Source organism: Thermus sp. KWY1, assembly GCF_057547025.1.
This window is the reverse complement of sequence record NZ_BAAJPG010000024.1, coordinates 1-11955: the sequence shown is the minus strand read 5'-3', so window position 1 is coordinate 11955 and position 11955 is coordinate 1. Positions and strand designations below refer to the sequence as shown.

General features: G+C 65.4%; 10 protein-coding genes and 2 pseudogenes. 5 read left to right on the top strand and 7 right to left on the bottom strand.

Going from position 1 to position 11955, the window contains the following annotated elements:
• Together AC27GT_RS08590 and AC27GT_RS08585 are read left to right on the top strand one after the other, a co-directional pair.
• Nucleotides 1–200 (top strand): annotated as a pseudogene (locus AC27GT_RS08590) (IS256 family transposase); the annotation flags it as partial.
• A 64-nt stretch (nt 201–264) separates the two neighbouring features.
• A complete protein-coding gene (locus AC27GT_RS08585) occupies nt 265–798 on the top strand; it encodes a Uma2 family endonuclease (protein WP_487223951.1) in 534 nt (177 codons plus the stop codon).
• Here AC27GT_RS08585 and cimA read toward each other — a convergent pair.
• The 6 genes from cimA to AC27GT_RS08555 form a co-directional block, all read right to left on the bottom strand.
• Complete coding sequence (gene cimA, locus AC27GT_RS08580; RefSeq protein WP_487223950.1) at nt 770–2353, bottom strand: citramalate synthase; 1584 nt, start codon at nt 2351–2353, stop codon at nt 770–772. The two genes, AC27GT_RS08585 and cimA, sit on opposite strands and share 29 nt — an antisense overlap.
• Before the next feature lie 95 nt (nt 2354–2448).
• Nucleotides 2449–4005 (bottom strand): 2-isopropylmalate synthase, encoded by a 1557-nt coding sequence (locus tag AC27GT_RS08575; protein WP_487223949.1) that lies wholly within the window; start codon nt 4003–4005, stop codon nt 2449–2451.
• Nucleotides 4006–4062: 57 nt separating this feature from the next.
• On the bottom strand, nt 4063–5076 hold the full coding sequence (gene ilvC / locus AC27GT_RS08570; RefSeq protein ID WP_487223948.1) for a ketol-acid reductoisomerase: 1014 nt from the start codon (nt 5074–5076) through the stop codon (nt 4063–4065).
• Entirely contained in the window at nt 5073–5585 is a 513-nt protein-coding gene (gene ilvN / locus AC27GT_RS08565) for an acetolactate synthase small subunit (protein ID WP_015716745.1), read from the bottom strand. Before ilvN ends, ilvC begins: the two co-directional genes overlap by 4 nt.
• Nucleotides 5582–7270 carry a biosynthetic-type acetolactate synthase large subunit gene (gene ilvB, locus AC27GT_RS08560; protein ID WP_487223947.1) on the bottom strand — a complete coding sequence of 563 codons (1689 nt, stop codon included), beginning with the start codon at nt 7268–7270 and terminating at the stop codon, nt 5582–5584. Before ilvB ends, ilvN begins: the two co-directional genes overlap by 4 nt.
• 166 nt (nt 7271–7436) lie before the next feature.
• Complete coding sequence (locus AC27GT_RS08555; RefSeq protein WP_487223946.1) at nt 7437–8402, bottom strand: YpdA family putative bacillithiol disulfide reductase; 966 nt, start codon at nt 8400–8402, stop codon at nt 7437–7439.
• Nucleotides 8403–8438: 36 nt separating this feature from the next.
• Here AC27GT_RS08555 and AC27GT_RS08550 point away from each other — a divergent pair, with 36 nt between their 5' ends.
• Together AC27GT_RS08550 and fumC are read left to right on the top strand one after the other, a co-directional pair.
• Entirely contained in the window at nt 8439–9182 is a 744-nt protein-coding gene (locus AC27GT_RS08550) for a TerC family protein (protein ID WP_487223945.1), read from the top strand.
• A 20-nt stretch (nt 9183–9202) separates the two neighbouring features.
• Nucleotides 9203–10600, top strand: coding sequence for a class II fumarate hydratase (gene fumC / locus AC27GT_RS08545; protein WP_487223944.1), 1398 nt, complete (start codon nt 9203–9205; stop codon nt 10598–10600).
• Between the two features lie 154 nt (nt 10601–10754).
• Here the strand turns inward: fumC and AC27GT_RS08540 are convergent, their stop codons facing one another.
• Nucleotides 10755–11480: a class I SAM-dependent methyltransferase gene (locus tag AC27GT_RS08540; RefSeq protein WP_169335130.1), complete on the bottom strand. Its 726-nt coding sequence runs from the start codon at nt 11478–11480 to the stop codon at nt 10755–10757.
• Nucleotides 11481–11680: 200 nt separating this feature from the next.
• Between AC27GT_RS08540 and AC27GT_RS08535 the strand changes: the two are divergent.
• Nucleotides 11681–11955 (top strand): annotated as a pseudogene (locus tag AC27GT_RS08535) (IS982 family transposase); the annotation flags it as partial.

Sequence of the window (11955 nt, the reverse complement as noted above, 5' to 3'; positions counted from 1 at the left end):
GGCGTGGGACGAAGGTGCGGGATCATAAGTTCCCCCGACCCGAGTCTGTGTTTAAGCTCCTTTACTTGGAGGCGGAGCGTCAGGAGGGGAGGTGGTCTGAGCGGCGATTGAAGGGCTTTGCTGAGGTGCGGGAAGTGCTGGAGAAGATGCTTCTGGAGAGGTATGCCCCCCGTACACAGACGCTTACACATAAATCTTGACACGACCGGCTCTTGTGGCGCATGGGGCTAAGGCACTACTCGGGCCAAGGAGCATAATGAGGGTATGGCCACCCGCTACCGCTTCCGCGTGGAGGAGTTTGAGCGGGCCTTCCGGGATGTGCCCCGGGTGGAGCTCCTAAGGGGAGAGGTCTACCAGATGAGCCCGATTGGACCCAAGCACTTTCTTGCGGCGATGCGCCTCGATCACATGTTGAAGGAGGCCCTCCAAGGCAAGGCCTTGGTGGCGGTGCAGTCCCCCCTTCATCTTTCAGAGGATTCCGAGCCAGAACCCGATCTCCTGGTGCTTCAACCTCCCTTGGAACGCTACGAGGGCCGGCTCCCCCGCCCTGAGGATGTTCTTCTGCTCGTGGAGGTAGCCGACACCTCCTTGGAGTTTGACCGGGACGTTAAGCTTCCCCTTTACGCCGAAGCAGGAATCCCCGAGGTATGGCTTGTGAACCTAAAGGAGAACCTCCTCGAGGTCTACCGGGAGCCCCGTGAGGGACGCTACCGGTCCATCCGCCTCCTCTCCCCCTCCGAGCCCGTAAGCCCCTTGGCCTTCCCCGAGATCAGCCTGCCCTGGGCACCGTCTCCTTGAGGCTCGGGTAAAGGAGGGCGTAGGCGTAGCCGTCGGTGAGGGCCTTCAAGGAGGCCTCGAGGATGTTCTCGCTGGCCCCCACGGTGGCGAAGCGCTCCTCCCCCCGCTTCATCTCGATCATCACCCGCACCCCGGAGTTGGTCCCCGACTCCTGGCCGGAGAGGATGCGCACCTTGTAATCGGTGAGCTCCACATCGGAAAGCTCGGGGTAAAACTGGAGCACGGCCTTGCGGAAGGCCCTGTCCAGGGCGGAAACCGGCCCCGAGGGGCTTTCCGCTGCGGTGTGCTGCAGGCTTTCCCCCACCCGAACCCGCACCGTGGCCTCGGCCCAGGCGGTGTCCAGGCCGCTTCCGTGGACGAAGACGGAAAACCCCTCCACGCTGAAGGGCAGGCTTCCCCCCTTCAGGCGGTGGGCCAGGAGGTAGAAGCTGGCCTCCGCCCCCTCGAAGGCGTAGCCCTCGTACTCCAGGGCCTTGACCTCGTCCAGCAAGCGCTTGGCCTCCTCCTTGGAAAGATCCACCCCCAGCTCCTGCAGCTTGGCCAGGAGGTTGGAACGGCCCGCCACATCGGACACCAGGAAGCGGCGGCTATTCCCCACCCACTCGGGAGGAATGTGCTCGTAGGTGCGGGGGTTCTTCAAGACGGCGGAGACGTGCACCCCCGCCTTGTGGGCGAAGGCTGACTCCCCCACGTAGGGAGCCCGGCGGTTGGGGGTCTGGTTGGCCCTCTCGTCCACGAAGTGGGAAAGCTCCTTAAGCCCCTTAAGCCTTTCCGGCGGAATGGCAGGGATGCCGTACTTGAAGACCAGGCTGGGAAGGAAGCTGGTCAGGTTCAGGTTGCCGCAGCGCTCCCCGTAGCCGTTGATGGTGCCTTGGGCGTGGGTGGCCCCTGCCCGCACCGCCGCCAGGGCGTTGGCCACCGCCAGCTCGGCGTCGTTGTGGGGGTGGATGCCGATCCGCAGGTGGGGAAAGCGCTCCACCACCGCCTTGGTGATGGCGTAGACCTCCTCGGGCAGGGTGCCCCCGTTGGTGTCGCAAAGGACCAGGGTGTCCGCTCCCCCTTCGGCCGCCGCCTCCAGGGTGGCCAGGGCGTAGCCGGGGTCCTCCTTGTACCCGTCAAAGAAGTGCTCGGCGTCGTAGACCACCCGCTTCCCCCGCCGGGCGAAGAAGGCCACGGTGTCCTGGATCATGCGGAGGTTTTCCTCCAAAGTGGTTTCCAGAGCCTCGAGGACATGCAGGGTCCAGCTCTTGCCGAAGAGGACCACCACCGGGGTTTCCGCCTCCAGCAGGGCCAGAACCGAAGGGTCCTCCTCCGGCAAAAGCCCCTTCCTGCGGGTGGCCCCGAAGGCGGAAAGCTTGGCCTCTCCCAGGTCCACCCCCTTCATGCGCTGGAAAAACTCGGCGTCCTTGGGATTGGACCCCGGCCAACCTCCCTCGATGAGGTGTACGCCGAAGGCCGCCAGGCGTTTGGCGATGGCCACCTTGTCGTCCACGGAAAGGCTGATGCCTTCCCCCTGTGTCCCGTCCCTGAGGGTGGTGTCTAGGATCTCCACCATCTCTTCATCCCCTTGGGCAGCCTTATGCCCTTCCTCGCTAAGCCGAACTCCCCTTCCTGGAACCCCCACCCTGGCTGAGCCAGGGTGGGGTGGGACTAGACTCCCCGCTGGACCTCCTCGATGGAGGGTGGATGGCGGGTGGCACGGCCGCTCGCCAGCTTGCCGGCGGCGTCCAGGAAGGCCAGGGCCGAGGCCTCAATGATGTCGGGGGATACCCCCACCCCCACCGCCTGGAGCTCCCCCAGGCGGAGCCTCACCGTCACCTGGCCCAGGGCCTCGGTGGAACCCGTGATGGCCTCCACCCGGTAGAGCTCCAGCTCGGGCCTGAGGCCAATGGCGTCCTGAATGGCCTTGTACACGGCATCCACCGGCCCATCCCCGGTGTGCGTGGCCACCCTTTCCCCATCCGGGGTCCTCACCTTCACCGTGGCCGTGGGCAGAAGTCCCGAGCCCGAGAAGAACTGCACGTGCTCCAGGGCGAAGAACTGGGAAGCGGGCTCCCGTTCGCTTTCCACCAGGGCCTGAAGCTCCTCGGCGGACAAAGGTCCCTTCTTCTCGGCGATCTCCTTGAAGCGGGAGAAGAGCACCTTAAGCTGCTCTTCCGTGAGGTCCTTATAGCCCAGGTCCTCGAGGGCCTTCTTGAAGGCTGCCCGCCCGGAGTGCTTGCCCAGCACGATCACGGCGGGGCGCCTGCCGATGAGCTCGGCGTCCATGATCTCGTAGGTGGAGCGGTGCTTCAGGACGCCATCCTGGTGGATCCCCGACTCGTGGGCGAAGGCGTTATCCCCCACGATGGCCTTGTTGGGGGGCACGGGCATGCCGGTGTAGCGCTCCACCAGGCGGGAAACCCGGTAGATCTCCCGGGTGTTGATCTGGGTCTTGGCCTTGTACCAGTCCCGGCGCACGTAAAGGGCCATGACCACCTCCTCCAAGGAGGTGTTGCCCGCCCGCTCCCCGATGCCGTTGATGGTGCACTCCACCTGCCCCGCCCCGTTCTCGATGCCCGCCAGGGCGTTGGCGGTGGCCAGGCCCAGGTCGTCGTGGGTGTGGGTGGAGATGATCACCTCCCGGCCCCGCACCACCTCGTCCCGGATGCGCCGTATCAGGGCCCCATACTCCCCGGGCGTACCGTACCCAGTGGTGTCGGGAATGTTGATGGTGGTGGCCCCGGCCTCAATGGCCACCTCGTAGAGGCGCTTCACGAAGTCCCAGTCCGCCCGCATCACGTCCTGGGCGGAAAACTCCACGTCGTCCACGTACCTCCTGGCGTAGCGGACCATCTTGTCCGCCATCTCCAAGACCTCCTCCTCGGTTTTCTTCAGCATGTACTCGAGGTGGATCTTGGAAGCCGAGGTGAAGACGTGGATACGGGGTTTTTCCGCCTTCTCCAGGGCCTTGGCCGCCTGGTCGATGTCCAGGGTGTGGGTGCGGGCCAAGGCGGCGATGATGGGGCCCCTTACCTCCTCAGCGATCCGCCTTACCGCCTCAAACTCCAAGGGCCCGGATACGGGGAAGCCCGCCTCGATGATGTCCACGTTGAGTCGGGCCAAGGCGTGGGCGATCTCCAGCTTCTGGTCCAGGGAAAGGGCTACCCCTGGGCTCTGCTCCCCATCCCTAAGCGTGGTGTCAAAGATGCGGATGTGCCTTTCCATCTTCTCCCTCCCTAAAACGCACTAGGCCCCCCAGATTGGGGGGCCCTTGGTACCCACCTAGCCTACCTCCTCCAATACCCTTGCCCGCAGGAAGGGCATCATGGCCCGAAGCCTCGCCCCCACCTCCTCGATGGGGTGCTCCTTCCAGCGCTTGCGGTTCGCCTCTAAGACCGGCTGGCCCACCTGGTTTTCCAGCATCCACTCCCGGGCGAACTCCCCGGACTGGATCTGCCGGAGGATCTCCCGCATGCGCTTCTTGGTTTCCTCCACCGGCACCGAAACCTCGCCCCGGGTGTAATCCCCGTACTCGGCGGTATTGGAGATGGAGTAGCGCATCCCGGCGAAGCCCGCCTCGTAGATGAGGTCCACAATGAGCTTCACCTCGTGCACGGTTTCAAAGTAGGCCATTTCCGGAGGGTAGCCCGCCTCCACCAGGGTTTCAAACCCCGCCTGGATGAGCCGGGTAAGCCCCCCGCACAGCACCGCCTGCTCCCCGAAGAGGTCGGTTTCCGTCTCGTCCTTGAAGGTGGTGGGGATGACCCCAGCCCGGGCCGCCCCTATGGCCTTGGCGTAGGCCAAGGCGGTGGGGAAGGCCGAACCCGAAGCATCCTGGTGCACGGCCACCAGAGCCGGCACCCCACTTCCCTTCACGTACTCGCTCCGCACCAGGTGGCCAGGGCCCTTGGGGGCCACCATCCAGACGTCCAGATCCCTCCTGGGCTTGATCTGGCCGAAGTGGATGTTGAAGCCGTGGGCGAAGGCTAGGGCCGCTCCCTCCTTAAGGTTGGGCTCGATCTCCTCCCGGTAAACCCGGCCCTGGGTCTCGTCGGGAAGGAGGACCATGACGATGTCCGCCTCCCGTACCGCCTCGGCCACGGGAAGGACCCGGAGGCCCATAGCCTCCGCCTTGGCGGCGCTTTTAGACCCCGGCCTAAGGCCCACCCGCACATCCACCCCCGAGTCCCTGAGGTTCAGGGCGTGGGCGTGCCCCTGGGAGCCGAAGCCCAGCACCGCCACCTTCTTGCCTTGGATGAAGCCTAGGTCCGCGTCGTGCTCGTAGTAGATCTTCATACCGCCTCCCGTTTTTCCCTGACCTTAAGGGTGCGCTCCCCTCGGCTCATGGCCACCGCTCCGGTGCGCATGACCTCGAGGATCCCGTAAGGCCTAAGGGCCTCGATGAAGGAGTCTATCTTCTTGGAGTCCCCGGTGAGCTCCAGGATCAGGCTCTTCTGGGCCACATCCACCACCCGGGCCCGGAAGGCCTCCTGGATGTCCTTCACCGCCAATCTTTCCTCCACCCCGGCCACGTGGACCTTCACCAGGGCCAGCTCCCGTTCCACATGGGGCTCGGAGTGGTCGGTCACCTTCAAAACCTCGATCAGGCGGTTCAGCTGTTTTTCCACCTGCTCCAGGGTGTGGTCGTCCCCCGAGACCACCAGGCTGATGCGGGAAAGGCCTGGCACATGGGTGGTCCCCACCGCCAGGCTCTCCAGGTTGAAGCCCCGGCGGGCGAAAAGGCCCGTGATGCGGTTCAAGACCCGGGGGTGGTCCTGCACCAACACGGAGATCACGTGCCTCACGCCTCCACCTCCTCCCGTTCCGCCGGGTGCTCGATGATCATGTCCTCCGCCGCTCCCCCAGCCGGAATCATGGGGAAGACCCCTTCCTCGTGGTAGACCTTAAACTCGGCCACCACGGGCCCATCGGTGGAAAGCACGGCCTCCACCCCCTTCATCAGATCCTCCTTGCGCTCCACCCTGACCCCCTTGATGCCGTAGGCCTCCGCCAGGCGGGCAAAGTCGGGGTTGGAGTCCGCCAGGTACACCTCGGAGTAGCGCTTGGCGTGGAAGAGGTCCTGCCACTGCCGCACCATGCCCAAGTAGCCGTTGTTGAGGATCACCACCTTCACGTCCAGCTTGTACTTGACCACGGTGGCCAGCTCCTGGAGGGTCATCTGGAAGGAGCCATCCCCGTCGAAATCGATGACCAGTTCCTCCGGCCGGGCCACCTTGGCCCCGATGGCGAAGGGAAGACCCACCCCCATGGTGCCTAAGCCCCCGGAGGTGATGAAGCTCCTCGGCCGGGTCACGGCGAAGAACTGGGCGGCGAACATCTGGTGCTGCCCCACCCCGGTGGTGACGATGGCATGCCCCCCCGTGGCCTCGGCGAAGGCCTTGATGACCTCCTGGCTTTGCAGGTAAGGCTTAGGCTTCCAGCGCAAGGGATAACGGGTGCGCCACTCCTCCAGTTGCCGCCACCAGGAGGCCAGCTTCAGGGGCTTAGCCCCTTTCAGCATCTCCCGAAGCACGGAGCGGGCATCCCCCACGATGGGAATGTGGGTGCGCACCAGCTTGCCGATCTCCGCCGGGTCAATGTCCACGTGGATGATGGTGTGGGCATGGGGAGCAAAGCGGGAAACCTTCCCCGTGACCCGGTCGTCAAAGCGGAGGCCGATGGCCAGGATCACATCCGCATGGTGGATGGCCCGGTTGGCGGCCACGGTGCCGTGCATTCCCGGCATCCCCAGCCACAGGGGATGGTTCCCGGGGAAGGCCCCCAAGCCCATGAGGGTGGTGATCACGGGGATTCCCGTCCGCTCGGCAAAGGCCAGAAGCTCCCCGTGGGCGTGCTGGGCCCCACCCCCCACCATCAGGATCGGCCTCTCCGCCTTCTCCAGGGCATCCAGGGCCCGTTCGATCTGCTTGGGGTGGCCCTTGGTGGTGGGTTTGTACCCGGGAAGGTCCAGCTCCACGTCAAAGGTGCCGGTGAACTCGGAAAGCTGCACATCCTTGGGCAGATCGATCAGCACCGGCCCCGGCCTCCCGCTGGAGGCGATGTGGAAGGCCTCCCTCACCACCCGGGGGATGTCGTTTACCTCCTGCACCAGGTAGTTGTGCTTGGTGATGGGCATGGTCACCCCGGTGACGTCCGCCTCCTGGAAGGCGTCGGTACCGATGAGGGCCCGGGGGACGTTCCCGGTGATGGCCACCACCGGGGTGGAGTCCATGTAGGCATCCGCCAGGCCGGTCACCAGGTTCAAGGCCCCGGGACCGCTGGTGGCCATCACCACCCCCACCCTGCCGGAAGCCCGGGCGTAGGCGGTGGCGGCGTGGACTCCCCCTTGCTCGTGCCGCACCAGGATGTGGCGGATGGGACTGTCATACAGGGCGTCGTAGGTGGGCATGATGGCCCCACCCGGGTGGCCGAAGATGACCTCCACCCCTTCCCGCTCCAGCGCCTTCAAAAGTGCCTCCGCTCCCTTCATCTCCCCCTCCTAAACCAAAACCCCCCGGGTTCTCCGGGGGGTTTTGGATGCGCCCTAAAACGCTACACCCTACCCCCCGCTGGCCCTACGATTAGGACCAGGCCTAGGGATAGGACGAGGCCGAAGCGCATCTTGGGCTTTATCCTAGCCCCCTTTGTGAAGGGTGTCAAGAGCCCAGGCGGCGGGCGATGGCAGTTATGGCCACTCTTGCGTGCTCCCGGCCGTTTTCGATAAACACCGTGCGGGTGTCCGGCCCAAAGGCACTGGAGCCGATGGCGAAAAGCCCCTTACGGGAGGTTTCCCATTCCGGGGAAAGCCAGGGTTTCTCCCCCTCGTAGCGCACCCCGGCCCCCCTAAGGAGATGGTCTTCCGCCCGGTAGCCGATCTGGACCAGGACGAAGTCGGCCTCCAAGAACTCCTCCCCTTGGGGTCTTTCCAGGACGAGGCCCTCCGGGGTAATGGCCTTTACCCTGGCCTCCATCACCGCCAGAATGCTTCCCTCCTTCACCCGGTTCTCAAAGTCGGGAAGAAGCCAGTACTTCACGCTGGGGCGCACCCACTTGCCCCGGTGCACCAGGGCCACCTGGGCCCCGCCCCGGTACAGGTCCAAGGCCACCTCCACCGCCGAGTTGCTTCCCCCCACCACCGCCACCTTGCGGCCGAAGAAGGGGGCCGCCTCCTCGTAGCGGTACAGCACGTGGGGCAGGTCCTCCCCCGGCACCCCCAGGCGGTTAGGGTTCCCGAAGTAGCCCGTGGCCACCACCACGTACCGGGCAGGGAAGGCCTTCTCCCCAAACCGGTCCCGGGCCAAGACCTTAAAGGCTCCCTCCTCCCCTTCCACACCCACCGCCTCCGTATAGCTGAGGACCCGAAGCCCCTCGCGTTCCGCCACCTTCTGGTAGTAGAGGAGCGCCTCGAGGCGGGTGGGCTTGGGCCCCTGGGACACCAGGGGATGGCCCCCGATCTCGATGTTTTTGGACTCGGAGAAGAAGACCATCTGCCGGGGAAAGCGGTAGATGGTTTCCGCCACCGTACCCCTTTCCAGGATCAGGTGGCTCAGGCCCTGGCGCTTGGCCTCGAGGGCCGCCGCCAGACCCACGGGCCCAGCCCCCACGATGAGCACGTCCACCATGCCCCCCAGTCTACGCCGTCATGTAGACTCTTTCCCATGGAGTGGCTCACGAGCCCCGAGGTGTGGATCGCCCTCATCACCCTAACCGTGCTGGAAGTGGTCCTTGGCGTGGACAACGTCATCTTCATCAGCATCCTGGCCTCCAAGCTGCCGAGGGAAGAGCAGGATCGGGCCCGCGTGGTGGGCATCTCCCTGGCGGCGGTTACCCGGATCCTCTTCCTCCTCTCCATCGCCTGGATCATGGCCTTGAAAAAACCCCTCTTTGCCGTCTTGGGCCACGAGGTCACGGGCAAGGACCTGGTCCTCATCGCCGGAGGGCTTTTCCTCATCTACAAATCGGTGAAGGAAATCCACGAGAAGCTGGAAGGAGAGCCGGGCCATGCCATCAGGAGGGTGGCTCCCTCCTTCGCCTCGGTGATCGGGCAGGTGCTTCTTCTGGATATCGTCTTCTCCATAGACTCCGTCATCACCGCCGTGGGCCTCACCCGCTTCGTACCCGTCATGGTGGCGGCCATCCTCCTCTCGGTGGCCATCATGGTCCTGGCCTCCAAGGGCATCTACGCCTTCGTGAACCAGCACCCCACGGTGAAGATGCTGGCCCTTTCCTTCCTCCTGCTGGTGGGCTTCACCCTGGTGGCCGAGGGCACGGGGGTGCACATCCCCAAGGGGTACGTGTACTTCGCCATGGGCTTCGCCGTGCTGGTGGAGTGGCTAAACCTTCGTGCGGGGCTTAGGGGGAAACCCGTCAAGCTCCACGAGCCCTACGAGGAGGAGGCGTAAAATCGGGCTGGAGGTGCGGTATGGAATACCGGATCGAACGGGACACCATGGGCGAGGTCAAGGTACCGGCGGACCGCTACTGGGGTGCCCAGACCCAGCGTTCCCTCGAGCACTTCAAGATTGGCGCCTGGCGCTTCCGGATGCCCTCGGAGGTGATCCGCGCCTACGGCATGCTGAAGAAAGCAGCGGCCAGAGCCAACCTGGAGCTGGGTGAGCTTCCAGAGGAAATCGCCCGGGCCATCATCCAGGCGGCGGAAGAGGTCATCGCCGGGAAGCTGGACGACCACTTCCCCCTGGTGGTCTTCCAGACGGGAAGCGGCACCCAGACCAACATGAACGTGAACGAGGTCATTGCCAACCGGGCCTCGGAGCTTCTGGGGAAGCCCCTGGGCTCCAAGTACGTTCACCCCAACGACCACGTGAACCGGGGCCAGAGCAGCAACGACACCTTCCCCACCGCCATGTACGTGGCCGTGGCTTTGGCCCTCCACCAAAGGCTTTACCCGGCGGCGGAGGCCCTCATCGCCACCTTTGAGGAAAAGGCCAAGGCCTTTGACGGCATCGTGAAGGTGGGGCGCACCCACCTGATGGACGCCGTGCCCATTACCCTGGGACAGGAGGTGGGAAGCTGGGCGGCTCAGCTTAAGAACACCCTGGCCATGGTCAAGGAGGCGGAAAAAGGGCTTCATAACCTGGCCATCGGGGGCACCGCCGTGGGCACGGGCCTCAACGCCCACCCCCGTTTCGGGGAGCTGGTGGCCAAGTACCTGGCGGAGGAGACGGGCCTTCCCTTCCGGGTGGCGGAGAACCGCTTCGTCGCCTTGGCCGCCCACGATGAGCTGGTCTTCGCCATGGGGGCCCTTCGGACCCTGGCCGGGGCCCTGATGAAAATCGGCAACGATATCCGCTGGCTGGCCTCCGGGCCCTACGGGGGCATCGGGGAGATCTTCATCCCCGCCAACGAACCTGGGTCCTCCATCATGCCCGGCAAGGTGAACCCCACCCAGGTGGAGGCCCTCACCATGGTGGTGGTGCGGGTCTTCGGCAACGACCACACCGTGGCCTTCGCCGGCAGCCAGGGCAACTTCCAGCTCAACGTGTACAAGCCGGTGATGGCGGATGCGGCCCTCGAGTCCATCAAGCTCCTGGCCGACGCCATGGAGTCCTTCAACGAGAACCTGGCCAAGGGGATAGAGCCCAACCTGGAGCGGATAGAGGAACACCTCCAGAAAAACCCCATGCTGGCCACCGCCTTAAACAAGGCCATCGGCTACGACAAGGCGGCGGAGATCGTGAAGAAGGCCATCAAGGAGAAGAAAACCCTCAAACAAGCTGCCCTGGAGCTGGGCTACCTCACGGAGGAGGAGTTTGACCGCATCGTGGTGCCCGTGAAGCTAGCCAAGCCCCATGAGGCCTGAGGGCCATTTGTGAGAACGCCCACCCCCAAGCGGGGTGGGCACTACTATAGTAACGGTCGCTGCGCACCACGGAACTGGCCGCACCATGGGTTCGCCACCGGGCGCCGCTTGCCTTCCCGGGTCGCGGCGCGCACCAGCGGTTCGGCGCCCTCGCTCACGCCTGCGCGACGGCGAGCAGCCGCCGGCTGTCGAGCGTGAGTGGTCCGCCCTCGTCGCCCAGCAGCTCGACGCGGGCGAACCCGGCCCGCAGCAGCTCGTCCCGCAGCTCCACCGGCGTATACAGCCGCAGCCCGTACGCGAACCGGCGCACACGCCCGTCCCGGACGATGGTGCGGTCGGTCTGCACGCGCCCGGTGAGCGGTTCGTACCCGGTGCGGTCGATCATCAGGTCGTCGCCCCGGCGGACCACGTCGAAGCGCACCGGCTCGCCGGGCGGCAGGCTGCGCAGGATCCGGTCGCGGTGGACCGTCTCGATCAGCAGCCGGCCGCCGGGCCGCAGCACGCGCCGGAACTCCGCCAGCACGCGGCGGTTCTCCTCGTCGTCGAAGTAGCCGAAGGAGGTGAACCAGTTGACCACGGCGTCGAAGTCTCGCCCGAACGGCAGGGCCCGCATGTCGCCGTGGACCCACTCGACGCCGACGCCCGCGGCCGCCGCGGCCTGGCGGGCCCGCTCCAGGAACAGCGGGCTGGCGTCGAGGCCGGTCACGCGGCAGCCTCGGCGCGCCAGGCGCACGGCGATGCGGCCGTGCCCGCAAGGCACATCCAGCACATCCGCCCCCGGACCGAGGTCGAGGAGCCGGGCGATGAGCTCGGCCTCCTTCTCGTTGCGCTCGTCGTGCAAGAAGGTCTCGTAGAAGTACAGGTAATCCTCGTCGAACACGGCGTCCCAGTGTGCACCCGTCATCGGCCATCCCCCCGCGGCGCGGCACCGGCCCCGGTGCCGGAGCTTTGGCCAAACTATAGTGCACCGCCCGCCGTCCGGGAAGGACCGCCAGATGGATCGCTGGACAGCGGGCGCCCGCCGTGCTATGTTAACCCAAGTTGCTACCTATCCCGAGGCCTGAAAAAATAGTGGCCGCTATGCTGTCGCGCATCATAGCGGCCTTTTGCATTATAGACGATGCCCTCCAGGCCCTGGGCTACAAGGACGACCCCCAAGCCAAGACCCCAGCCTCCGCCATCCTGACCCTCGCCATCCTGGCCGCCATGGAACTGGGCGGCAAGCACAACAAGGCCCTGGCCCTCGCCAAAGACCTGCGCCTCTTTACCTACGTCCCCTCCCCAAGTCGCTTCAACCGCAGACTCCACGCCCTATACCCCTTCTTCCTCCCCCTTCGCAAGATAGCCCCTTCGGG